The organism is Halobacillus sp. KGW1, assembly GCF_001592845.1.
GTDB lineage: Bacteria > Bacillota > Bacilli > Bacillales > Halobacillaceae > Halobacillus.
On record NZ_LSOC01000002.1, the window covers coordinates 1,395,889 to 1,420,826 of the forward strand.

25 protein-coding genes are annotated in these 24,938 nt (G+C 44.8%); 5 read left to right on the top strand and 20 right to left on the bottom strand.

Translation table 11 applies throughout. The annotated features are described in order from the left end of the window. Nucleotides 1–173 precede the first annotated feature (173 nt). From spoVID to hemA, 7 genes are all read right to left on the bottom strand, one after another. Nucleotides 174–1,178, bottom strand: coding sequence for a stage VI sporulation protein D (gene spoVID / locus AXG56_RS07885; protein WP_062513879.1), 1,005 nt, complete (start codon nt 1,176–1,178; stop codon nt 174–176). Between the two features lie 231 nt (nt 1,179–1,409). Next, nucleotides 1,410–2,696, bottom strand: coding sequence for a glutamate-1-semialdehyde 2,1-aminomutase (gene hemL / locus AXG56_RS07890; RefSeq protein WP_026577151.1), 1,287 nt, complete (start codon nt 2,694–2,696; stop codon nt 1,410–1,412). A gap of 25 nt (nt 2,697–2,721) precedes the next feature. Further along, on the bottom strand, nt 2,722–3,699 hold the full coding sequence (gene hemB / locus AXG56_RS07895) for a porphobilinogen synthase (protein WP_008635070.1): 978 nt from the start codon (nt 3,697–3,699) through the stop codon (nt 2,722–2,724). A 2-nt stretch (nt 3,700–3,701) separates the two neighbouring features. Continuing rightward, nucleotides 3,702–4,475: a uroporphyrinogen-III synthase gene (locus tag AXG56_RS07900; RefSeq protein WP_062513881.1), complete on the bottom strand. Its 774-nt coding sequence runs from the start codon at nt 4,473–4,475 to the stop codon at nt 3,702–3,704. Beyond that, on the bottom strand, nt 4,475–5,404 hold the full coding sequence (gene hemC, locus AXG56_RS07905; protein ID WP_062513883.1) for a hydroxymethylbilane synthase: 930 nt from the start codon (nt 5,402–5,404) through the stop codon (nt 4,475–4,477). The genes AXG56_RS07900 and hemC overlap by 1 nt, the downstream gene beginning before the upstream one ends. Before the next feature lie 18 nt (nt 5,405–5,422). Next, nucleotides 5,423–6,241, bottom strand: a complete 819-nt coding sequence (locus AXG56_RS07910; RefSeq protein ID WP_008635073.1) for a cytochrome c biogenesis protein — start codon at nt 6,239–6,241, stop codon at nt 5,423–5,425. 12 nt (nt 6,242–6,253) lie between these two features. After that, nucleotides 6,254–7,627 (bottom strand): glutamyl-tRNA reductase, encoded by a 1,374-nt coding sequence (gene hemA / locus AXG56_RS07915; protein WP_062513884.1) that lies wholly within the window; start codon nt 7,625–7,627, stop codon nt 6,254–6,256. A gap of 249 nt (nt 7,628–7,876) precedes the next feature. Between hemA and AXG56_RS07920 the strand changes: the two genes are divergently transcribed. Beyond that, complete coding sequence (locus tag AXG56_RS07920) at nt 7,877–8,356, top strand: LiaI-LiaF-like domain-containing protein (RefSeq protein WP_062513885.1); 480 nt, start codon at nt 7,877–7,879, stop codon at nt 8,354–8,356. A gap of 35 nt (nt 8,357–8,391) precedes the next feature. Here the strand turns inward: AXG56_RS07920 and AXG56_RS07925 are convergent, their stop codons facing one another. The 8 genes from AXG56_RS07925 to AXG56_RS07960 form a co-directional block, all read right to left on the bottom strand. Then, nucleotides 8,392–9,126: an amino acid ABC transporter ATP-binding protein gene (locus AXG56_RS07925; protein ID WP_026577147.1), complete on the bottom strand. Its 735-nt coding sequence runs from the start codon at nt 9,124–9,126 to the stop codon at nt 8,392–8,394. 16 nt (nt 9,127–9,142) lie between these two features. Next, a complete protein-coding gene (locus AXG56_RS07930; protein ID WP_051348872.1) occupies nt 9,143–9,757 on the bottom strand; it encodes an amino acid ABC transporter permease in 615 nt (204 codons plus the stop codon). A gap of 115 nt (nt 9,758–9,872) precedes the next feature. Further along, nucleotides 9,873–10,688, bottom strand: a complete 816-nt coding sequence (locus AXG56_RS07935) for a transporter substrate-binding domain-containing protein (protein WP_026577146.1) — start codon at nt 10,686–10,688, stop codon at nt 9,873–9,875. A 236-nt stretch (nt 10,689–10,924) separates the two neighbouring features. After that, nucleotides 10,925–11,512 carry a ribosome biogenesis GTP-binding protein YihA/YsxC gene (gene yihA, locus AXG56_RS07940; RefSeq protein WP_008635084.1) on the bottom strand — a complete coding sequence of 196 codons (588 nt, stop codon included), beginning with the start codon at nt 11,510–11,512 and terminating at the stop codon, nt 10,925–10,927. After that, a complete protein-coding gene (gene lon, locus AXG56_RS07945; RefSeq protein ID WP_008635091.1) occupies nt 11,502–13,832 on the bottom strand; it encodes an endopeptidase La in 2,331 nt (776 codons plus the stop codon). The genes yihA and lon overlap by 11 nt, the downstream gene beginning before the upstream one ends. 276 nt (nt 13,833–14,108) lie before the next feature. Continuing rightward, entirely contained in the window at nt 14,109–15,386 is a 1,278-nt protein-coding gene (gene clpX, locus AXG56_RS07950) for an ATP-dependent protease ATP-binding subunit ClpX (protein WP_008635093.1), read from the bottom strand. A gap of 324 nt (nt 15,387–15,710) precedes the next feature. After that, nucleotides 15,711–16,997 (bottom strand): trigger factor, encoded by a 1,287-nt coding sequence (gene tig, locus AXG56_RS07955; RefSeq protein ID WP_008635094.1) that lies wholly within the window; start codon nt 16,995–16,997, stop codon nt 15,711–15,713. Nucleotides 16,998–17,157: 160 nt separating this feature from the next. Next, entirely contained in the window at nt 17,158–18,138 is a 981-nt protein-coding gene (locus tag AXG56_RS07960) for a tetratricopeptide repeat protein (RefSeq protein ID WP_062513887.1), read from the bottom strand. Nucleotides 18,139–18,496: 358 nt separating this feature from the next. Here AXG56_RS07960 and sda point away from each other — a divergent pair, with 358 nt between their 5' ends. Further along, nucleotides 18,497–18,640, top strand: a complete 144-nt coding sequence (gene sda, locus AXG56_RS19125; protein WP_008635096.1) for a sporulation histidine kinase inhibitor Sda — start codon at nt 18,497–18,499, stop codon at nt 18,638–18,640. A gap of 96 nt (nt 18,641–18,736) precedes the next feature. Here the strand turns inward: sda and AXG56_RS19645 are convergent, their stop codons facing one another. Continuing rightward, the gene (locus AXG56_RS19645) at nt 18,737–18,901 is read right to left on the bottom strand and encodes a hypothetical protein (RefSeq protein ID WP_193743873.1); all 165 of its coding nucleotides are present in this window, start codon (nt 18,899–18,901) and stop codon (nt 18,737–18,739) included. A gap of 93 nt (nt 18,902–18,994) precedes the next feature. Then, nucleotides 18,995–19,159, bottom strand: a complete 165-nt coding sequence (locus AXG56_RS19410; RefSeq protein ID WP_161484901.1) for a hypothetical protein — start codon at nt 19,157–19,159, stop codon at nt 18,995–18,997. Between the two features lie 127 nt (nt 19,160–19,286). On the opposite strand from AXG56_RS19410, the gene AXG56_RS07965 reads away from it, so the two are divergent. Further along, nucleotides 19,287–19,676: a thiol-disulfide oxidoreductase DCC family protein gene (locus AXG56_RS07965; protein WP_153017413.1), complete on the top strand. Its 390-nt coding sequence runs from the start codon at nt 19,287–19,289 to the stop codon at nt 19,674–19,676. A 178-nt stretch (nt 19,677–19,854) separates the two neighbouring features. Here AXG56_RS07965 and AXG56_RS07970 read toward each other — a convergent pair whose 3' ends face one another. Beyond that, nucleotides 19,855–20,046, bottom strand: coding sequence for a hypothetical protein (locus AXG56_RS07970; protein ID WP_008635098.1), 192 nt, complete (start codon nt 20,044–20,046; stop codon nt 19,855–19,857). A gap of 1,108 nt (nt 20,047–21,154) precedes the next feature. Between AXG56_RS07970 and AXG56_RS07975 the strand changes: the two genes are divergently transcribed. Beyond that, nucleotides 21,155–21,745, top strand: coding sequence for a DUF4352 domain-containing protein (locus tag AXG56_RS07975; protein ID WP_064503476.1), 591 nt, complete (start codon nt 21,155–21,157; stop codon nt 21,743–21,745). Nucleotides 21,746–21,894: 149 nt separating this feature from the next. Continuing rightward, entirely contained in the window at nt 21,895–22,620 is a 726-nt protein-coding gene (locus AXG56_RS07980) for a DUF4145 domain-containing protein (protein WP_062513888.1), read from the top strand. A 62-nt stretch (nt 22,621–22,682) separates the two neighbouring features. Here AXG56_RS07980 and AXG56_RS07985 read toward each other — a convergent pair whose 3' ends face one another. Then, the gene (locus tag AXG56_RS07985; RefSeq protein WP_062513889.1) at nt 22,683–23,864 is read right to left on the bottom strand and encodes an SAP domain-containing protein; all 1,182 of its coding nucleotides are present in this window, start codon (nt 23,862–23,864) and stop codon (nt 22,683–22,685) included. Between the two features lie 182 nt (nt 23,865–24,046). After that, nucleotides 24,047–24,712, bottom strand: coding sequence for a DUF4145 domain-containing protein (locus AXG56_RS07990; protein WP_062513891.1), 666 nt, complete (start codon nt 24,710–24,712; stop codon nt 24,047–24,049). Nucleotides 24,713–24,938 lie beyond the last annotated feature (226 nt).

The following is a 24,938-nucleotide window of genomic DNA, read 5'->3' on the forward strand; positions in this document are numbered from 1 at the left end:
TATAGGTACCGTCTGCCGATCTGGTGCAGAAACTGGCTGTATGTTCTCGAGAAATGCTTACTGCCGATCGTCATCTTTCAAACCATCCGAATGATCATTTTCCCGACGACGTTCGATATTTTCCTGTTCGGTTTTTTATTGGGGCTTTTTCTTGCTTTCAAATACAAATGGATTTAGCTCGGAATATATACAATTTGACCCGGAGACACATCCTCTGTATGTTCATTCACCCGCTCCAGCTGTTTCACCGTTACACCATACTTCTCAGCGATTGACGAAAGTGTCTCCTCTTCTTGTGCAATATACATCTTCATTTGTGTGTACGTATCTTCCCTATTCGGAAATAGGTGTTTGAAAATCTGTTTAATTCCGTCCATTCCGCCCGGCGCTTTTTGTTCCTGTTCTTCCGAAGAAGACGTCTGCGATTCTTCCACACTGACCTCTACTTCCTCCCAATCGACGATCGTCTCCATTGAAGGCTCGGCCTCGTCACCTGCAGGTGGTGTTTCCGATGCCGGAGCTGTATGACCAAAAAATTCCGGGAAGCTCTGTGACTTTTTGTACGTCCACCGTCCATCACTGGATGAACTCGGTTTATCATCCACCGATTCCTGTTGCTGGTCGAACTGAAAAACAGGAGCTTCGCGTTCCGGGAAAATCGGAATATCCTGGGCTTTATCTTCAGGGAAGTTGACCGGCCCAACCCTTGCAGATTCGTCAAAGGATTCCGCATTCGCAGCCCCTTTATCCTTTTCTTCGATGCCGTTGATATTAATGTGGGCATGCAGGCGAAGCTGACGTGTGGCTGGTAGTTCATAATCGAAACTTTCAATATCGATGAGAACATCCTCTAAATTCGATACTCTCTCTAATGGTACCGTTATTTCTACCGGGAATTGGTGACGGAATTCATACGCATCCCCTTCGACCGGCGCGACATGATCCATAATCCTCACCGAGTTCGTGAATGCTGCATCCTCGGGATCCCCCGTGTTTCCTGTCGGGATATATTCTCCCGCAAGTTCCACCGTCCCCTTCAACCGGACGACATCTCCCAGCTCTTCAATGGATATCTCAGGTTCTAAGGAGATACCAATCAGCTCTCGTACTCCCTGTCCCTCCTTGAACCAAATCGATTCATCTAAATAAAAGGAAAATACATTTTGTTTGTTCTGCAATGTCAGGTCCCCTCCCTAAGGTAATAAACACGATTCTCTTTTATCACCATATGCGACAGGAGCAGATATATACATAAGAGCTGAAAAGCAGAAAAAGGCCGAACAGCTGAAAAACTCCAGCCTCCAACGAATGCGGTTAATCAGGAGACTCCCAGTACGCTCCTCTTGACCAGCACTTTTTCCACAAAAACAAAAGCGTACGGGAAGGACCCGTACGCTTTTGTATAATAGTCACTTAAGACCGGCGAATACTTTTTCTGCGGCCTGTATCGTTTTCTCGATATCCTCATCCGTATGCTTCGTCGATAAGAACATTCCTTCAAACTGCGAAGGCGGGAGATAAATTCCTTCTTGGACCATCCCCTGAAAATATTTCTTAAACAATGCTAAATCCGACCGGTTGGCCGTTTCGAAATTAGTCACCGGCTCGTTCGTAAAGAAGAATCCAACCATGGATCCCGCTCGATTAACCGTCAATGGAACGCCGTGCGTTTCCGCTGCATGAAGAAAACCTTCCACCAATCGGTCTACTTTGTGGTTAATAGACGTATAGGATTCTTCCGTCAGAGCGGAAAGCGTCTCAAATCCGGCCGTCATAGCAAGTGGGTTCCCGGAAAGTGTTCCGGCCTGATAAATATCACCAACTGGAGCGACACGCTCCATGATTTCCCGCTTTCCACCGTAAGCCCCCACAGGAAGGCCTCCTCCGATCACTTTACCGAGGGTAGTCATGTCAGGAGTGACGTCGAAGTGCCCTTGAGCGCTGTGATAACCAACACGGAACCCTGTCATCACTTCGTCAAAGATAAGAACCGTGCCGTTGGCTTCTGTCAACTGACGCAGAGATTTAAGGAATGCTTCCGTCGGCGGTACGACACCCATATTCCCGGATACCGGTTCGATGATGACGGCAGCGAGATCTTCTCCGTATTGTTCGAAAACGTAACGAACGCTTTCCAAATCGTTATAGGGGACCGTAATCGTATTCTGAGCAATCGACTCCGGAACTCCCGGGGAATCAGGCAGACCGAGCGTAGCAACACCGGAACCTGCTTTGATAAGCAGGGAATCCCCGTGTCCGTGATAATTCCCTTCAAATTTAAGAATTTTATCACGGCCGGTATAGCCTCTGGCTACACGCAGCGCGCTCATCGTCGCTTCTGTACCGGAGTTCACCATCCGAAGCATTTCAATGGATGGTACACGTTCAATGACAAGCTCCGCAAGCTTGTTCTCCATTCTGGTAGGTGCCCCGAAGCTTGTCCCGTGTGCCGTCACCTTCGTTAAGGCTTCCGTCACTTTAGGGTCTGCATGGCCAAGAATGAGCGGACCGAAACTAAGTACGTAATCGATATATTCATTTCCATCGATATCCACAAGTTTCGACCCTTCCCCTCTTTCCATAAAAATCGGGTCCATATCTACGGATTTGAACGCACGGACAGGGGAGTTGACCCCGCCGGGCATTAAATCTACTGCTTTATCGTACGCCTGCTTGGATTGATCAAAATTCCTCATAATCTGCACCCTTTCTTCTATTCTTTTATTGGTTCAGCCACTTCGCTGCATCTTTGGCAAAATAGGTGATGATCAGATCCGCACCTGCGCGTTTCATGGACAACAGCTTCTCCATAACGATCTCCTGCTCATTAACCCAGCCGTTCTGGGCAGCTGCTTTGATCATGGAATATTCCCCGCTGACATTGTAGGCGACCAGCGGAAGACGGAAACGATCTTTCACTTCTCTCATAATATCCAAGTAAGCAAGAGCCGGCTTGACGATGAGGAAGTCTGCTCCCTCTTCTACATCGGATTCCGCTTCACGCAGCGCTTCCAAACGGTTGGCAGGATCCATCTGATACGCCCGACGGTCGCCGAATTGTGGTGTGCTGTGAGCGGCGTCACGGAAAGGACCATAGAAGGCAGATGCATATTTAACAGCATAGGACATCACAGGAATGTGATGGAAACCAGCTTCATCCAGACCCGCACGGATGGCAGCGACAAACCCGTCCATCATATTGGAAGGTGCGATAATATCCGCTCCGGCTTCCGCCTGTGTCACTGCGGTTTGCGTCAGGTACTTCAGCGATTCGTCATTGATTATTTCCCCGTCGCGAACAACGCCGCAGTGGCCGTGGTCGGTATATTGACAGAGACAGGTATCCGCGATGACCGTGAGCTCCGGCACCTCTTCCTTGATCTGACGGATTGCCTGCTGGACGATTCCATGCTCATGGAAAGCCTGTGTTCCGACCTCATCTTTCTCCTTCGGTACGCCGAACACGATGACCGACCGGATACCCAGATTCACGAGTTCCTGCATCTCTTCCGTAAGGTAATCTAGAGAGACCTGGTGGACACCAGGCATGGAAGCCACTGGATTTTTGATGTTTTCTCCTTCCACAACGAAAATCGGATAGATCAGATCATCCGTACTGAGCTTCGTTTCACGCACGAGCGCTCTCATAGAGTCTGTGCGGCGCAGACGACGGTGTCGTTTAAATGTTGTTTCTTTCATAATTATCGTTTCCCTTCGCTAGAAAAGTACTGAACGATGCGTTCAATCATGGATTCAATGGTGTAATTCTCTGGTGTACAGATATTTGTAAAACCGAAGCGCGCTGCCGCATCTGCTGTTGTTGGGCCGATGCAGAAACAGGGAAGCTTCCGTCCTTTATTTTCCGAATCACTGACAGCAGTATGATAGGCCTTGACGGTAGAGGGGCTGGTAAAAGTCAAAGCATCAAGGCGCCCCTCCTCAAGCCAAGCCGCTATATGCCGCTTGTGATCGTCCACTAGTAGCGTATCATACACGGTCATCGAATGAAAAAACACCTGCTCAGCTTTGAAATATGCAGGGAGAACATCTCTCGATAAATTACCTCTTATGTACAAAATTTTTCCCGGTTCCGGAAAAGCTTCGAGAAATTCTCCTCCCATTACTTCCGCACGGTATTCCGTTGGAACGAAATCGGCCTTGTACCCGAATTGTTTCAGCTGCTGCTCCGTCTTCTTCCCGACGATTGCAAACCTGAGTTCCGGAGGGACCGTCCTTTCTTGTTTTCTCAAAAGCTCGAAAAAAAACTTCACGCCATTAGAGCTCGTCATAAAAACCCAAGAATAGTCGTGAAGTTCATGCAGAAGGTGGGAACTGCTTTTTGTATCTTTCAATTGGAAGGTAAGAAGAGGGGCATGATAAGCCACTCCCCCCTGCTTTTCAATGTGCTTGATGAAACGCTGCGCCTGGGATTTTCCTCTTGTAACGAGGATGCCTTTCCCTTCCAGCGGTTTCATTACTGCTCATACTCCTCTTTCGCTTTATCAACGATTTCCTGAGCACCCCTGTCCTTCAAGCGCGCAGCAGCTTCCGCTCCTACAGACACGGGATCAGTTCCCGAAACCGTTTCATGAAGGATCGTCGTGCCGTCAGGGCTTCCCACGAGAGCAGTCAGTACGATTTCGTCTGCTTTTCTATAAGCATAACCCCCAATAGGTACTTGGCAGCCCCCGTTTAAATCATGAAGAAATTTACGTTCCGCTGTGACGGTGGACGAGGTATATTCATGATTCAGCTTCATCAAATAGTCTCTCAGCTCCTTGTCATCCTCCCGGCATTGGATGGCAAGCGCCCCCTGACCGACGGCAGGTACACAAACCTCCGGCTCTAAGTATTCGGTGACCACATCGTCATCCCACCCCATCCGCTTTAAGCCTGCGGCTGCGAGAATGATGGCATCGTAATCCTCTTCGTGAAGTTTTTTTAATCGGGTATCGATATTTCCCCGGATCCATTTGATTTCCAAATCAGGACGGACGGCTTTGATTTGGGAACCGCGTCGCAGACTGCTCGTCCCAACGACCGCTCCTGTCGGCAGGTCCTTCAGAGCAACATTTCCGACAGAAACGAAGGCGTCGCGGTGGTCTTCCCTAATCGGAACGGACGCTACGACAAGCCCTTCCGCGACAACAGCCGGCATGTCTTTCATACTGTGGACGGCCATATCGATGTCTCCGTCATACATGGCCTGTTCGATTTCTTTAATGAACAGCCCTTTTCCTCCCACTTTGGAAAGCGTAACATCCAGGACTCGATCCCCTTTAGTTGAAATCCTTTTGATTTCAAACTCATAACCCGGATCGATTTGTTTCAATTGTTCAATCACCCATTCCGTCTGGGTGATCGCTAATTTACTTTTACGTGAACCAATGACGATTTTTCGCACAAGACAGCCTCCTCATAACTAGAAATGAAAATTAGATAAAGAACCGAACAGAAAGAAATTAATTAAAAGAAATAGAAAAGCGGCGGTATTGAAGATCGAAATCACTCGTCCCTGATACCCCTTTACGACTCTTAAGAACAAATAGACGATATAGACACTCAGCACAAGGAAAGATCCGAGCGTCTTCGAATCATACCAGTAGAAGACATCAGGGGAGACATACCCCCAAACCACCCCGAGAATAATGGCGATCAAAAGGAGCGGTACTCCGAGTATAACAGCCACATAAGAGAACTGATCCAATTTCGTCAAATCACCGAGTCGGAAAAGCTTCGCATTCCATTTCTTTCTTTTCAGCAGACGGTATTGAAGTAAATACATCATGGAAAAAATAAAGGATAATGTGAAGAACCCATAGGATATGATGGCAAGACTGATGTGAATGACGAGCAGTTCATTGACAAGCCCGACCCCGTTGTTTCCAAGAACACTCTGTGCCCGTGTGGAAAGGTGAATGATCATAATGAGAAATCCTACTACATTCGTGAAAAACACGAGAAAGTCCATCCGGAACAGCCGGTTGATTATCAAAGAGAACGTCACAAGAATCCAGGTGTAGAAATACAGTCCATCGTACACTGTCATAATAGGGAAGTTGTCCTTGATCAGAATCTGTGCCAACAGGAAAAAGGTTTGCAAACCCCAGACCATACTAAGTAACCAGAAGGCGATGCGGTTCGCCCTCCGGTTCGTCTGTACAAAATCGATGAAATATCCGATGAGACTAAGCCCGTACAAGAAAAGGATGAGTTCATAAACCCATTTGAATTCTAGCATTGGATGTCCACCTTAAGATTTAACCATGGAGCTTAAAAATGCGATCGGGTTTGCCGTTTCCGGATGATGCTTCACCGTTGCGTTATTCTTTTTTTCCTGTTTTTCTACCTCTTTTTCCACTTGTTCTTCTATACCGAATATCTGCGTGAACAAGCGTAGAGAATCCTCTGCATCAGGCTTGGCAGCAATCTCCTTGGCCTGAGAAATCGGTTCTTTCAGCATTTGGTTGATAATGCTCTTCGTATGCTTGTTCAACACTTTCCGTTCCCGATCTGTCAATTCCGGCATCTTCCGTTCTATACTCTTCATCGTTTCTGCCTGAATATCCAGAGCCTTCGTCCGTAGTGCTGAAATGACCGGTACAACTCCGATCGTTTGCAGCCATTCTTTAAACTCGACGATTTCTGCTTCCACCATCAGTTCGATCTCTTCAGCCGCCTGTTTCCTTAATGCAAGGTTGGCGTCAACGATTCCCTGCAGGTCATCAATATCATACAGGAATACACTCTCCAACGACTCCATAGCAGGATCAAGATCCCGTGGTACAGCGATATCCACGAAAAACAACGGCTTCCCTTTCCTCTGCTTGTGGATCGGCTCCATCTGATTCCTGGTGATGACGTATTCTGTTGCACCAGTAGAGCTGATAACGATATCCGCATCTGTCAGTACTTCCTCCAACTGATCCATCGTCTTCGCTTCCCCGTTAAACTGGTCGGCGACCGCCTCTGCTTTGGATAGTGTTCTGTTTAACACAGACACCTTACGAGCACCGGAACCGTGAAGATTCTTAGCAGCCAGTTCTCCCATCTTGCCGGCACCAAGAATAACGATATGTTTATGAACAAGGTCCCCGAAAATCTTTCTAGCCAGCTCTACGGCCGCATAGCTGACTGAGACAGCGTTTTCACCGATCTCTGTCTCTTTATGCGCCTTCTTCGCCATTGTAACAGCCTGTTTAAATAATTGATTAAAGATCGTCCCTGTTGAACCCGCCTCTTGAGCACGCAGGAAAGCCTGCTTCATTTGACCGAGAATCTGTGTTTCACCGAGCACCATCGAATCCAGTCCTGCGGTAACCCTGAGCAGATGCTCGACCGCCCCGTCCGTTTCGTAAATGGAAAGAAACGGTGAAAATTCGTCTTTATCGATTCGGAACCAATCAGCAAGGAATTGCTTAATATAATAACGCCCTGTATGGAGCTGATCCACCACGGCATAGATTTCCGTCCGGTTACACGTTGAAATAATAACATTCTCCAACACACTTTTTTGTGTGTTGAGCTGTGTCATCGCTTCTTCCAGCCGATCCTCCGAAAAAGTAAGCTTCTCTCGAATTTCCACAGGGGCTGTTCTATAATTAAGACCGATAGCTAAAATATGCATTTCATCTACCCCCATTAGCGTTCAAAACTTCTCACATATCCTGTATTATAGCACAAAACCTCGACGGTTTTCCGCATCAAATATGAACAGATTTTGAATCTGCTGTGATACGATAAAAAAGTAGTCCATTTATAAAGTATGAGTATTACTTTAGAAATATTATAATTTATAACCCATTTGTAATATAGCAAAATAATATAGACAGTGCAAAGATCTTCGCTTATATTTTCAGCAAGGATGTGATTAATTTTGACGAAACAAAATTCTTTAATCGGGTTTCTATTCATCGGCTTTGGTGTTTATTTTTTACTACGCCACCTCAATATTCCCGAACTGATCCCTTTTTACTCATGGTCATCCCTGCTTGTCATCATCGGTATCGCCCTGCTCTTACATAGTTATGTGGCAAAAGACTATTCCAACCTGTTCACAGGAGCATTAGTGACTGGACTTGGGGTTCACTTCACCCTTCAGGCGCATACCAGCTTCTGGATCGATCACTGGGCGGTGTACCTATGGATCATCGGGATTTCCTTTCTCCTTTATTACTCTAAAACGAAGCGCGGATTGATCCCGGCAATCGTCTGCATCACCATTGGTCTCTTTGCTGTTTTCACACCGGGAAATCCTGCCTGGTCTCTCTGGGTCCAAAGGATTGTTAATGTTCTGGAAAGATTCTGGCCGGTAGTGCTGATTGCATACGGAATGTACGTCATCAGAAAAAAATAAATGAAAGGCGCGGGATCACAGCCCCGCGCCTTTGTTCATAGTATGGAACTTAAAAATGCCTGCGTACGTTCTTCTTTAGGCGATTCAAAAATCTCTGCAGGTGTTCCTGATTCTACGATTTTCCCGTCATGCATATAGACGACCCGATCGGCCACTTCCCGGGCAAATCCCATTTCATGCGTCACAACTACCATGGTCATTCCTTCCTGTGCCAATGCCTTCATGGTCTGCAGCACTTCACCGACAAGCTCCGGATCCAGCGCGGAGGTAGGTTCATCAAAAAGCATGATCTCCGGCTTCATAGCGAGTGCCCGTGCTATAGCCACCCGCTGCTTCTGCCCTCCGGACAAACGGGACGGATAATCCTCCGCTTTCTCAGAAAGGCCGACCTTCTCCAAAAGCTCCAATCCTACCTGCTTGGCTTCTGCTTTCGGCATCCCTTTCACTTGAATCGGTGCTTCTATAACGTTACCGAGTACTGTCTTATGGGGAAACAGATTAAAGTGTTGAAATACCATCCCCACCTGCTGCCTGACTTTGTTCAAATCTTCTTTCTTCGGATCAATCTGCTTTCCTTTAATGAATAATTCCCCATCATTTTTCATCTCCAGGAAGTTTAAACATCGGAGCAGTGTACTCTTTCCTGATCCGCTCGCCCCGATCAGCACGACTACTTCCCTTTCCTTCACATGAAAATCTATATCCTTCAGAACATGATTGTCCCCGAATGATTTATTTAATTTCTCCACTTGAATCATATGTTCCGTCATTCAACATCCTCCTCTATCAATCACTGACCGCCAATTTTTTCTCAATCAAACTGACCAGCATCGTCAGAATGAAGACGAGAATTAAGTACCATACCGCACTTACGAGCAGCCACGTCATATAGTCAAACGTGTTCGCCCCTTCTGTCGTGGCAACGGCGAATATTTCCGAAACCCCGATGAATGCGGCCAATGATGAGTCTTTCAACCCAATGATAAACTGATTTCCAAGCGGAGGCAATGCACGACGGAGGGCTTGCGGCAAAATAATTCGTCTCATCGTTAACACGCCGCTCATTCCAAGGGAACGTCCAGCTTCCGTCTGCCCTTTCCCGATCGATTGGATAGCACCCCGGAATATTTCTGCTATGTATGCACCATTATGGAAAGCGAGACCGAGCGCAACCGACCAGAAACCGCTGATCATCCATATTTCCGTCAACCCATAGTAGAATACAAAGATTTGTACGATAAGCGGAGTACCGCGAACAATATAAATATAGATGTTTGCGATCCACTCAAGTACTTTAACGCCTGAAATTTTCATAAATGCAAACAATAATCCGATAAAGACCGCAATGAAGATGGAGACAGCCGTCAAAGCAAGCGTCATCTGCGCTGCTTCAAAGAACATGCCTCTGCTTTCCAACAATGATTCCCAAAAATTCACGTCATCCACTCCTATTCACGAGGTAAAAAAGAGTACGCTTACGCGCACTCTTTTGCCCCTTCGCTCTTTAACCGGGACCTCACTCAGGGGCTGTTGTAATATCTTCCCCGAAGTATTCCTCACTGATTTCCGTAAGGGTTCCATTTTCTCGAAGCGTCTCCAGTGCTGCATTGATTTCTTCCAACAACGCCTCGTTCTCTTTCGAAACGGCGACGGCTTGCTCACTACGTTCAATCAACTCTTTCGCTTCAATATCGAGTCCTTCACCCTGGGCCTCTTTTCCCGTAAGGAAATCCGTGATGACCGCATCATGTCTGCCTTTAGCTAAGGATTGAAGAGCAACGACATCACTGTCATACGTTTTGATATTATCGGTTACTTCCTCTGCGAAAGGAGCATAAGTAGATCCTTTGGAAACAGCGACCTCCATCCCCTCCAGGTCTTGAAGCGTCTCTACATCACTATCCGGTCGTGTGAACACTTGAGCTCCGGAGTAATAGTAAGGAGTGGAGAAGCTGACTTCCTGCTGCCGTTCCTCCGTAATGGTGTGACTGGCGACAGCTGCGTCGAAACGTCCGGTTTTCACACCTTCCACAATGCTTGCAAACTTTTGCTTCTGTGGGCTTGGTTCTAAGCCCAGCTCCTCTGCGATTGCATTGGCGACGTCAATATCAAATCCTGATAATTCCCCGCCCTCCGTCATACTGAACGGACGGAATTCACCGGAGGCTGCAAAGGTGAACTTCCCATCCTCAACTAATTCAAATTCGCTGCCTGCTTCAGAATCTCCCCCGGAATCCCCGGATGATTCTTCCTCTTCTTCTCCGCCTCCGCAAGCGGTTAGTACTAAAACAAGCAGGACACTGAATAAAAGCAATCCCCAACGTTTCTGCATTTACCTGACTCCCCTTCCGACTCGAACATAGTATAAATCATTGCGGTAAATTAAAGTATATAGAAAAAACAGACTTTTCCCAAAATTTATAAAACGGGAAAGAATGGCAATTTCTAGTCCCTGCACCTATATAAGGACCAAATACCTAATCACACCTAGGAATACGCTCATATCCTTCCCTATCCTGTTAAATACACAAAAAAGCCCGCTCCATAAGATGGAGCGGGCTACTTCCCTTAACTGTTTAAGTGAGAAAGCATAATCCTCCAAGCGACGTCTTTTCCTTCGCCTGTTTCCGAAGAGAATGGAATAAGAGCGTCCTCTTCTTTCATTCCAAGCACTTCACGGATAAGCTTGAACTGCTTCGTTCTTTGACCTTTTTTAATTTTGTCCAACTTCGTCGCGACCACCATGACCGGCAGGCCGAAATGTTTCAAGTAGTCGTACATCAGTTGATCATCTTCCGTAGGCTTGTGACGGACGTCGATCACGAGCGCGGTCGCTTTCAATTGCTCCCGCTCTGCAAAGTATTCCTCCATCATTTCTCCCCATTTGGCGCGCTCCTTCTTGGATACCTTTGCATATCCGTATCCAGGCACATCGACAAAATGAAATTGATCATTGATGATGTAGAAATTCAACGTCTGCGTTTTCCCAGGCTTGGAGGAAGTCCTCGCAAGGTTCTTCCTTTGGATCATCCGGTTGATGAAAGAAGATTTCCCTACATTGGACCTGCCTGCAAGTGCGATTTCAGGAATGAAATCTTTCGGGTACTGTTTCTTGCTCGCTGCACTGATGACAATATCTGCGGTATTAACCTTCATGTATATCCTCCACTAACGCTTGTTCTAGGACTTGATCTAAATGCTTGACCGGTACAAAAGTCAATCCTTCCCGGATACTTGCCGGGATATCTTCCAAGTCTTTTTTATTTTCATCCGGAATGATGATCTTTGTCAAGCCGGCTCTGTGTGCACTCAGTGATTTTTCTTTCAGGCCACCGATCGGCAGCACACGGCCGCGGAGGGTGATTTCTCCGGTCATTCCTACTTCTTTACGGACGGGCCTTCCCGTCAAAGCAGAAACAAGGGCGGTTGCCATCGTGATGCCGGCAGAAGGGCCGTCTTTCGGGGTTGCGCCTTCCGGAACGTGGATGTGAATATCGTTTTTCTCAACGAATTCTGGATCGATCTTCAGCTCCTCAGCACGTGAACGAATATAGCTGAAAGCTGCCTGAGCAGATTCTTTCATGACATCCCCGAGCTTTCCTGTCAAAGTGAGGTTGCCCTTTCCAGGATACAGGGAAACTTCGATCGACAACGTGTCTCCTCCTGCTGTCGTATACGCAAGACCTGTAGCTGCACCGATCTGATCTTCCAACTCTGCCCGTCCATAACGGAATTTCGGGCGCCCAAGCAGTTCTTCCAGCTGCTTCTCGGTCACGACGACCCGTTGCTTTTCACCGGAAACTATGATCTTCGCTGCCTTTCTGCACAAGCTTGCAAGCTCTCTTTCCAATCCTCGCACGCCAGCTTCTCTAGTGTAACGGCGAATTAACTTAAGCAGGGCGTCGTCCCGTACCTGCATCTGTCCTTTCTTCAAACCGTTCTCCTTCACCTGCTTCGGCAGTAAGTGATCCTTTGCAATGTGAAGCTTTTCCACCTCTGTATAGCCTGCAATCGTAATGATTTCCATACGGTCGCGCAGCGGACCAGGGATATTGGAAATGTTGTTGGCTGTTGCGATAAACATAACTTTCGACAGGTCATAATTTTCTTCAATGAAATGATCACTGAAAGTCCCGTTTTGTTCCGGATCCAGTACTTCCAGCATGGCAGATGAAGGGTCCCCACGAAAATCACTGGCCATTTTATCAATTTCATCAAGCAGAAATACTGGATTGACCGTTTCTGCACGTTTCATACCTTGAATGATTCGTCCGGGCATAGCACCGATATACGTTCTCCGGTGGCCTCTGATTTCTGCTTCGTCCCGGACGCCTCCGAGAGAGATGCGGACGAATTTCCGGTTGATGGAGCGTGCTATTGATTTTGCGAGAGACGTTTTCCCTACACCGGGTGGTCCGGCAAGACACAAAATCGGCCCTTTGATCGTCTGTGTCAATTTCTGGACAGCTAAATACTCGAGCACCCGCTCCTTCACTTTCTCCAGCCCATAGTGGTCCTCATCCAGTACCTCTTCGGCATGATTGACATCTAAGTTATCTTCCGTCTCCTCCGACCAGGGTAGAGAAACGAGCCATTCGATATAATTCCGGATGACAGAGCTTTCTGCAGAGCTTTGAGGTATTTTCTCATAACGCCCAAGCTCCTTATAAGCGACCTCTTCCACCCGCTCCGGCATAGCAGCCTTCTCGATTTTTTCTTTGAGCTGGGCAACCTCTCCGGTTTTCCCATCCTTATCGCCAAGCTCACTTTGGATCGCCTTCATCTGCTCACGGAGATAATACTCTTTCTGCGTTTTCTCCATCGACTTCTTCACACGTTGACCGATCTTCTTCTCTATTTGAAGAACTTCCCGTTCATTCCCGATAATTTCAATCAACTTCTTCAGACGTTCCTTAACATTCCGCGTTTCCAGAACGGCTTGTTTATCTTTCAGCTTGATTGGAAGATGAGAAGAAACCATGTCAGCGAGATGACTCGGATCATCGATGTCAGAAACGGTGTTGAACGTCTCCTGGCTCACTTTCTTCGACACTTTGACGTACTTTTCAAATTGATCCATCAGCGTACGCATCAATGCTTCTTCCTCATTGCGATCCGCATGCTCATCATCAATAACGGTGATCTCCGCCTGATAAAACGAATCGTCATCCCGAATTTCTTCTATACCTGCCCGGTAGAGCCCTTCTACAAGAACACGATTCGTACCGTTTGGCAGCTTGACCATCTGCTTCACACGCGCTACCGTTCCGATCGTATAAAGGTCACTTTCTGCCGGTTCATCTATATTCACTTCTTTTTGGGAAACGAGAAATATTTCATTATCATCCATCATCGATTGTTCCAATGCCTGAACAGACTTCTCCCGACCTACGTCAAGATGAAGAACCATGGATGGGTAGACAAGCAACCCTCTCAATGGAAGAAGAGGGATCTGTTTTCTTTGTTTGTCAGTCATTACTTGCACCTCCAGTTAATGCAAATAGGTAGTTTAATCATATATAAATGTATGTGGAAAGTAAATGAAACGGAACCGTTCAAACCAACACGGAAACCCCCTGTCATGGAGTGGCGAGGGGTTTCTTATATGGTATCCATATTATAAGCAGTAACAAAGCTTTCATGCTTGGAAGAAAAGGCCCGCTTGCAAAAGAGGAACCCACAAAAGAGAAGCCGTGCTACAACGTTAAGTAGCACGGCTCTCATCCATTAAAGAATGTCAAAAGAAGGCGGATCAAGCGCTCTCTTTCGGGGATTCTTTATTCTCATCTTCGACAGTTCCATCCGTCAAAACAAGCTTAGGACGACCGTTCTTCGCTGTCACCGTTTCTTTCGTGATGATACATTTCTCAATGTCGTCACGGGAAGGCAGCTCATACATCACGTCCAGCATAATTCCTTCAATGATGGAGCGCAGCCCACGGGCGCCCGTTTTACGTTCGATGGCAAGACGAGCAATTTCACGAAGCGCGTCTTCTTCCATCTCCAGCTCTACATGGTCGATTTGGAACAGTTTCTGGTACTGTTTGACCAGCGCATTTTTCGGTTTTGTTAAGATTTCTACAAGCGCCTCTTCATCCAAATGCTCGAGACTTCCAATTACCGGAAGACGACCGATGAATTCCGGAATCAAGCCATAGCTTAACAGATCTTCAGGCAGAACTTTTGTAAGCAGTTCTTTCTTCTCTGATTCATCTGTCGCCTGCTCCGATCCGAATCCGATGACTTTACGTCCAAGGCGACGCTTTATGATCTGATCGATTCCATCGAAAGCTCCACCTACGATGAACAATACGTTCGTCGTATCGATCTGAATAAATTCTTGATGAGGGTGCTTACGTCCTCCTTGAGGCGGTACACTGGCCTGTGTTCCTTCAAGGATTTTCAGCAGTGCCTGCTGGACACCTTCCCCGGAGACATCTCTCGTAATGGAAGGGTTTTCGGATTTACGGGCTACTTTATCGATCTCATCAATATAAATGATGCCCTTCTCCGCTTTTTCCACATCATAGTCTGCAGCCTGAATCAGTTTAAGAAGAATGTTTTCTACATCTTCCCCTACGTAACCAGCTTCTGTCAGTGATGTAGCATCCGCAATCGCGAATGGCACGTTCAGAATGCGGGCAAGCGTCTGTGCCAGCAATGTTTTACCGCTACCTGTCGGCCCGAGCATGAGAATGTTACTCTTCGCAAGCTCTACTTCATCATTCTTAACACCTGCATTGATCCGCTTGTAGTGGTTATAAACGGCAACGGACAGGTTTTTCTTAGCCTGATCCTGACCAATAACATAGTCATTAAGGATCTCACGAATTTCCTGTGGTTTCGGAACTTCTTTGAATTCTACTTCTTCTTCGTTGCCCAGTTCCTCTTCCACGATTTCCGTGCAAAGTTCGATACATTCGTCACATATATATACACCAGGCCCAGCGACTAGTTTACGAACCTGCTCCTGACTCTTACCGCAGAAAGAACATTTCAATTGTCCTTTTTCATCGTTAAATTTAAACATACGTTTCACCCCTTCATAAAATGACGCAATCGCGACTGAAGTTCATTAGTACGACGTCTACGTTTCCGCTCTTTTGCTCATCATACCAAATTAACTCCAAACAAAAAAGCAATACCTTTCAGAGGTGTGCGATCCACTCATAGCACCACCCTCATTATGTAGATATGGGACAGATAAGTCAAACGATAGAGTACATTTACTATTGTATGTAAAAACAGAGAGAAGTATCAATCATCTTCTCCACAATGTGATACGCCTATACCTGTTTCCCAGATATATATGAGAAGACAAGGCACTTACGATGCACCTTGTCTTCTCAGTTTATTATTCTGCTTTGCTATTTGCAACTAGAACGTCGATCGCTTTACGGACTTTCAAGTCTTCTTTAATCATATCTGTGCTGCCGCCGAGCATTTGAGTAAGCTGAGCAACATCTGTCTGATACATAGAAGCCATGTTTTCCAATTCAGCGTTCACGTCTTCTTCTGTCGGTTCAACGTTTTCTGCATTAGCAATCGCTTCAAGCGTCAAGTTCGTTTTCACTCGTTTCGCAGCATCCTCTTTCATCTGCTCACGAAGTGCATCTTCGTCCTGACCAGTGAACTGGAAGTACATGTCTTTCGTCATGCCCTGCATTTGAAGACGCTGTTCGAATTCCTGAACCATGCGGTCAAGTTCTGTATCAACCATTGCATCAGGGATTTCAACTTCTGCATTTTCAGATGCTTTGTTCACAAGTGTTTCACGCTTATTGTTTTCTGCTTCTGTTTTCTTCTGCTCTTCCAGACGCTCGCGTGTTTTTGTTTTTAGTTCTTCTAGAGATTCGACATCTTCATCGACATCTTTAGCGAACTCGTCATCAAGCTCAGGAAGTTCCTTCGCTTTGATTTCGTGAATTTTAACTTTGAAAGTAGCCGCTTTACCAGCAAGATCCTCTGCATGGTATTCTTCAGGGAATGTAACTTCCACTTCTGCTTCTTCGCCGGCTTTCTTACCTTCCAACTGCTCTTCGAAGCCTGGGATGAAGGAACCAGAACCGATTTCAAGAGAATAGTTCTCTGCTTGGCCGCCTTCGAAAGCTTCTCCGTCAACGAATCCTTCGAAGTCCATAACGACTGTATCGCCGTTTGCTACTTCGCCTTCTTCTTTAACGACAAGCTCAGCCTGACGCTCCTGCAGTTGAGTCAATTCGTTCTGAACATCCTCATCTGTTACTTCTGTATTCACTTCTTCCACTTCAAGGCCTTTGTAGTCGCCAAGCTTCACTTCAGGCTTCACAGTAACTTCCGCTGTGAAAATAACGTCCTGGCCTTTTTCCAGCTGTTTTACATCTACTTCCGGACGATCGACAGGCTCGATACCCGCTTCATCTACAGCTTCTGCGTATGCTTTTGGAAGAACAATATCAAGAGCATCTTGATAAAGGGACTCCACACCGAAGCGTTGTTCAAACAGCTTACGTGGTACTTTACCTTTACGGAATCCAGGTACCTGTACCTGTTTAACTACTTTTTTGAAGGCTTGGTCAAGTGCTTGATCGAACTCACTTGCCGGTACTTCTACTGTTAGTGTACCTTGGTTGCCTTCTTGCTTTTCCCATTTTACTGACATAAAAAATTCCCTCCAACATCTATTCATTCATTTTCGTCCAGAGGACGATGGTTTAATGATTCTATGACTCTGAATACATACGAATCTCGTTTGCAACCACTACATTATAACATAATCCCCCTGGCTTTCAAGGAGGGACTGTTCGGTTAGCGGGTGTTTTTCATTCCCCTGCAATCATCATATAGTGCTGTTCGCAAATCTCCACTTCTTCCTTGTACTTGGCAACGTCCTCCGAAGAGTATTGCGGTTCGTAAGGAAGCTGTAGGTACTCGTGTCCAAGCTGCTTCAGCGCCTCCACCAACAGAACCACTTCCTCCTCATCCGGGAAAAACGGATAACGGACATAGCAGTAATGAAAAAGCAGTTTATTGATCATCTCATACATGGATGGATTATTCTGCTCTACCTGACCAAGACGCATCTGGATCTGTTTAATGATGTAATCCGAGTGCAGTTGTGTCAATTCAGCCGGAACTATTTTCATTTCCTGACCGAACTTCACCACTGTCATTTCCTTGTCCACTTCTTCATCACGGAACCATTCAATAACCGCTGACTTTATGACAGGATGGACAGACTCATTCTGCAATACCGGCTCAACTTCTTCTATATAAGGAGCAGACGGCTGGTTCTTCATTTGCTCCATGACTTGCCATTGCTTATGTATATCCTCATTTTCCATTGCGGATCGAAAATCTTCCATAAGACTGCTGCCTATTTCCTTCTGTTGATCTTCCAACAGTTTACCACTCACTTCATACATCTGCCAGAGCTGTGTGCGGCTTTGATGCGGAATGTCTTCTGCTTCAAATACTTCATCCAGTAGATCCACGATCTCCTGATACCTGCTGCTCTGGAACAGGACTGTTATATAAATATGTAGATAGTGGTAGTACTGGTCATGTTCTTCTTTCATTAACTGATGACATAACGATTCGGCATCATCGAACTTTCCGAGCTCGATCCAGCTCATTAACAACCCTGTATTAATGTCATGAGAAGCTACGCCATATTCCGCAAGCGGTTCAAAGGCTTCCGCCGCTTCCTCGTAACGCTTGTCTTTCAGAGCTTCCATACCAACTCGTTCCAACGCTGTTTTCCATTTGGGAAACATTACTAGATTCCCGTTCTTATTGTCCATAAGGCACCCTTCCCTGGAATTCATACTTCCCCTCAGTCTTTCCTTAATCCGTATGTTTCAAACCTGTTTTTCATACCATCCATGAACCTGTTTAGTAATACTATCGGATAAAGAAGAGAAACTCAAAGAAACCGATCGAAAAATGTGACTGACTTTCCTTTATCATACGGCTTATGAGAAGACATGACAAAAGCAGACACTCCTCTCCATGCGTCCACAATTTTATTTCAAGATAATATCTCAATATGTATAAACCTTTCCGAAAATAAGACTAAAGACTCATGATGATTCCGTTTTTTTTGTTAGAATAAGTAAATGTGAATAAAAAAACACCGAATTAAATCATTTAAGGAGCTGTATGGTTTTGTCACTGCTAGATGATCAAACATTATTAGAGACGTATTTGGAGTCCGTGAAACTTCAATTAGATGATGAATTCCTGCACCTCGTCACACAGGAAATTGACAAGCGTTCTATCGAATTGCCCGTACAAGCAAATTAACATACACGAATACACACCAAACGTCATTCCTCCCCGGCAGGAAATGGCGTTTTTTAGATGAAAAATTAGGCAGGTATTAATACCTGCCTGATTCTTTTACTGATAAGAGTTGGAACCGTTCTGCATTTGTCCGGACATTTTGCTGAGCGTCGGTATGACCTTCTGCAGCTGTCCCGCCTGACCTGTCATCATGCTGTACGTAGCTGCTCCGATACCGATTGATGCAATAACCGGAAGCCACTGGACATTTTTCTTCTCCATTACGATCACTCCTCTAATCATTCGGCCTGAGGCCACTCTTAATATCCCTCGTCCTTCAGGATAAACACGAGTAAAAATCCGAGTAATCTGCCGTTATTTCCCTTTGAACAACTTCCATATCAGTAAGAACGGCCAGAATATAAGCCATGCCAGCATGTAGAACATATATACGGTCTGCTCTTCTTTACCGGAATGAACAGGCTCCCGTTGAAAGAAGCAGAAAAACGTACCAATAAGAACATAGGCTAATGCCATCACCGCAAATCACTCCTCTCATGCATAAGGTATGAGGAACAGACAGCGAGTGACTCCACTCCAAAAGCAAGGTAAGAATTTTTTGCGCATGGCATATGGGTTCCGTGTTACACTGATCATAGAAGGAGGGATTGCTATGATCGTTCTATTTGACGGGGACTGTAACTTCTGTGACCAAAGCGTCCAATTCATTATTAAACGGGATACTAAAGCTCACTTTCGATTCGCATCCCAGCAGAGTGATACCGGCCGTCGATTGATGGCTGAACATAACGTAAGCGAGGATTTGGACAGTCTGATCTTGATCGACGGCAGTAAAGCATTCGATCAATCGGGAGCGGCGCTGCGTATCGCTGGTAAATTGAATGGCGGGTGGAAGTTAGCCTATGGCCTGCTTCTCATTCCGAAGCCGCTGCGGGATCTCGTTTACAAGTATATCGCCAAAAATCGTTACCGCTGGTTCGGAAAGAAAGAAGCATGCACCATCCCTTCTCCGGAAATTCGACAGCGTTTTCTATGACATCCAATCGTCCAGAGCCATCCACTATTCCCAACAGGTACGTTGCTATATAAAAATAATTACAGGACGTACGGGATAACCATTTTCATAGGGCTATTGTCCGCCAATCATAGCCGCAAAAAATAAAAAAACGAACGATGCTTCCTTAAAAAGGAAAGCATCGTTCGTTTTTTAAGTATTACGCTTCACTGATCATCATCAACAAGTAACTTCCCGCCCACAGAAGATAAGCAAGTTGGACGGTCACATACATGATTCGCTCGTAAAACGTAAACCCTCTTTTCTTCTTGATCCGACGGAGATGTAAATAGAAAGCAAAGCCGCAGAGGAGAAATAATAATACCCCCAGCTGATTGATACTCTCGAGCATTTCAACACACCCTTTCTTATCTCTGCAGCTCTCAAATCATTGTATAGACAGGGATGTTGCGCGGTTTCCCCATAAAATCCACCCGCACCTTTATGCTAATGTCCATATAAGGGAAATGAAAAAAATTTGCCGGTGATGCTCATGTAGATCATTCCCCACCATTTCCTGCCATAACGTAAGTAATACCTGTAACCAAAGGAAAAGACGGCGGCCATAGAGAGCATGCCGTAAACGGCCGGATGGAAACGGAAGGGTTCTACTCGTCCTCTCAACTATCTAGGCGGACATATACCCTACAAAAGCCAGGACACCTAACCAATCCATCATTTTGTCCAACATCTTACCTCATCTTTCTTTCGCATGGTGTTCATAAAAAGAACAGGAAAGTCTCTCCTGCCGCAATGGCGTTCGCCCCTCGCGATTCAGCCAAATATTACCTACTCATTAAAAGAATAACATGAAAACTTTTGGGTTTAAATGGATGAAAGAAGGCAAGCTGCTGGTCCGTTCAGTGATTTAATGAACGATGACGAGCAGGAACGCTCGGGTCTCAATCCTTGAGTATTTCATATCCATTTACCACTTTACATTTCATGCATAGACTAAACACTTAGATACAAGGGGGTGCTGTTAAGTCAAACATGTGAGCAATAATTTTACAGAAAGGCATTTAAAATGGTAAAGGAGAGCTCCGCCCCTTTACCTCTCTTATTAGGAAACGTTATTGTTTCTTTTTTGATGATTATATTTCGTCCCAAATACTGACAACATTAAAAAACGCTGAATCCCTTGTCCAGCAAAGGTTTCAGCGTTTTTTTCGTTAGCGTCCCAGGAGAGATTCGAACTTCCGACCGCTCAAAACCGGGCATGTAGTACCCGTTAGCCTGTCCGTTGGTTGATACTTTCATCTAGCGAACTCAAATGGTTTACACAATTTTACCATTGAACCGTTCATCCAGGCAAATGAAAGCTCGAAAAATCCGAGCATGTAGATTTAACCGGTAAAAATTAGTCTCGAAATGAAAATTCTTCTGGTAAAAGTATGGTAAAAATACCTCACATTGTATATTATGGGAGTTGAATTCCAATACATAAGGGGGAGATAAGTATGAAGAAATTATTCAAAATGGGATGTCTCGGTTTCATCGGTATTATCGCCATAATAGTGATTTTCAGCTTAGTAGGCGGGGGAGACGATGAAACAGCGTCCACTAACGATGGCAATAATGATGCAGAGAGTTCCGGAGAAACAGGCGGGGAAGAAGCCGAAGAGACCTCATACGGCATCGGTGACAAAGTCGAGGTTGGCGCAATGACGTACACAATTAACGAGAAGAGTACGGCAGAACAAGTCGGCCCTAGCGCGTTACCAGAAGAAGCTAACGGAAAATACGTTGTCCTCAACATTACAGTGAAGAACAACGGAGACGAAGCTGTGACTGTTGACGGTTCGTACTTCAAGTTAAAACAAGACAGCAAAACGTTCGAAGCTGATTCCGCGGCTAGTATGTCAGCAAACCAGGGCGAAGACGGCACGATCCAAAACTCGTTCTTCCTCGAGCAGCTTAACCCTAGTTCCGAAATGTCCGGTAAGGTCGTATTCGACGTAGCTCCGGAAATTGCGGACTCTGAAAATCTATCGGTTGAAGCGCAGGAAGGTATCTTTGGAAGCGTTACGGAGACAATCAAATTACAATAGGAAGAAACACGGAAAAAACGGCGGGGGGGGGCAATTATACCCTTGCCGTTTTTTAGGCAAGCTTAATTAAGTTAATGTTATATGATATTTGCAAGCAAACAATCTATTTCAATGTATAATTATAATAGAACTTATCGGGAGGTATATCAATGAAGTATGTTAGTCCAACTTTAAATGAACGTTCATATAATTGCCCAAGATGCGGTACTTTATGTCCGCAAAACCATTTTGTAATATGGAAATCTAAAGACGATAAAAATGACACATTGGATTTATCGGTTAGTAAAGAAAAAATTGTTACGTCTGGACAATTTTTCAGGCCCCCAAGTCCAGTGTCTCCTGGAAAACCTTCTCCTCTTGAATGGCACTTAGTTATAAGCGTGTGTACCGAGTGCGAAAAATATACTGTTTGGGAAAATAGAAACGTTATATTCCCGGAAAGTAATACTCTTCCCACACCTGCCGAGGATATGCCTAATGACATATGTGAAATCTATGAGGAGGCAACAGGAGTTTACAAACATTCGAAAAGAGCTTCCGCAGCGTTACTGCGTTTAGCGATAGAACACCTGTTAATAAACCACCTCGATGTTCCTAAAAACAGCATTAACAAAATGATAGGGGATTTAGTCGAGAAAAATGACCTTCCACCTTATGTACAACAAGGTTTAGATACCTTAAGATACTACGGCAATAAAGGGATTCATTTTGGAGAAATCGCTGACCTTGATGATGAAGAAAAAGTTACATTTCTTTTCACCCTGATAAATTTACTAATAGAAGAGTTAATAACGAAACCGAAAACTATTGAAAAATTTTATGATGAATTACCTGAATCATTTAGGGAGCAAGTAACAAGTAGAGACAAGAATTAACACAGCCCCGCCTTAATAGGCGGGAGTTATCCTTTTATATAATGTTTGGATAACCCCGTGTATCACCGTCCATATTTTTCGTCGTCTAGGTCGATAGGAAAACTTAACCCGTATTTCTTACGGAACTCTGCTTCGCTCAGTTCATTAGTTAAACGTTGGTACGTGTTCAATAGCAAATCCTCTATCTCTTCTTGATCGTTAGCCATCGAAAGCATAAGGCAACGGAAACATTCGTATTCGGTTAGATAGTGAAACTCTAACTCTCGCCTAACCCGACTCCATGTATAATCGAAATGTTCACGAAGGCCAACTTCGTCTATTTCTAATTTCTCCGTTAGCCCTTTAACAGAGCGCCCCATCGGTTGAGGGATCATAGTGTATTTCGGATTCTCTAAGTACCTACTGTTTTGTAAGCCGCTAGTATCGAAAATGAATACCCTTATATAATGAAATAACGCGGTTTCGTATTTCTTTTCTCGTTCTAATTGTATCGCTTTGTTTAGAATAACGTTTCGCATTAATCCGTAGTCCCGTTTTTCTGCGTGATCCATATACGCTTGCTGAAACAAAGCCCACGAGATATCCCCGTTACCAGGTTTATAATCGAGCTTATTAACGTGACGGATAGCGTTGGGTACGTTATAAGCGCCGTCTTTCGAATCATTACGATGAGCCGGAACGATATAGTAGTATTCCTCGAGCGTCTTGCGGCCCTTTTCCGTTATTTTCAATGTTAAGTTATCGCCAACCAACGCCTTGACCTCTGAATCCGAAAAGTTTTCCGCTATTCGCGTAATCAGATCCGCCTTTTTACCGCTAACTTTCACTTCCTTCGCCTTCAACACCTCTTTCAACTCTGGAACTTTAAACGATCCTAGCGACTCAACCGGGCTTGCTTCCGAAACATAGCCGTCCTTTATCAACTTTTTCAACGACTTTTTCGGAGTAATACCGTATGTCCTTTCGTAATATCGAGGAAACGTAGCGTTTTCGGTTTTCCCGGAGATCCAATTGATTAACAAGACTTCGCCTGGTAACACCCCGTTAGAAAGTTTCTTCGTAAGGATCGGATCAATTTCGAAGTGATTATCGTTGAAGCTCTCCCTTGTTACCTCGATGCTAGTTTTTATCGATGACTTTGTCGGCCGTTTAGGAGTCTGTCTAGTCGAGTTTCGATTTCTTTCGCTTTGCTTCGGTTTATTCGCTACTTTGAATGCTTTCAAGAATGAATCAAAAAAACCCATCCATAATCAACCTTTCTCAATTGTAATACTTAAAGGAACCCCAGGTTGAAACTTCAAACCTATATTGTCCTAAAATCCCGGAATTGACCTTTCCGAATTTAAATGCCCTGTCCTTGGAATTATTTTATTGGACAAAAAGAGAACCTCTATGAATAGGTTCTCAGATTGAGTTATTTATTAAATTACAATTGGTTCTTTAATGCATTTTGCACGTTTGAAATCTTTTTAGGCAACACATAAAGGTAATTAATAATTATTCTCGTAAATTCAATCATATTGTTTACGGTTTTAATATCAAAATCAACATCATCGCCGTGTGCAGCTTTATTCCCTTCAGTTTTGAGAGAATCAGCAATACTATCTATCACTAACGGGATTACACCATCATCAGCCATTTTTTTTAATTTCTTCCCTAACATTCCATCGTTATAACCCTTTTCTTTACAAATCATTTCTAGGGTTCTTCTTAAGCCAATCAAACTAAAAGAGCGATCAATATTCTTTACTTTAATCGACGACAAATAGCTATTATAAATTTTTTCAGGAATGTAAGAAGCATTTTCGTGCTCTATATTCGGGTATAAAAGCCTCCCAAATAACTCTATCTCAGATTCCCCAGTCTCTTGAAAATAGCGCTCTTCTCCACTTGTGAATTCTGCTCTATATATAGAAACGTTCATACATTCATTACACCTTAACACATAGATAAAATCATAAAAATCAAACATGTGAGGCTCGTCTTCTGTACCAAGGTTTTCTTTATAACTATTGTCAACTTTACTTAGCATTTTTAGTGATTTCTTTTCCCCGCAGTGATAACAATATCGCAAGTCATTTTTATTATTCATACTTATTCTCCCTTTTTCCTATATCTATTAATTACATATATAATAGATTATATAACCACTCCGTATAGCGTGTGTACTTACAACTCTACCATCCTTCTTACTGTCTCTTTAACTCTAAGAGCTCCAACGTTGCGCAAACGTCTCTACGTATACAGAACTATTACGTCAGTTACTTATCCTTTACACTTGCCCCTCCCGTCATTTATGGCTGCAGCGGTACAATCGA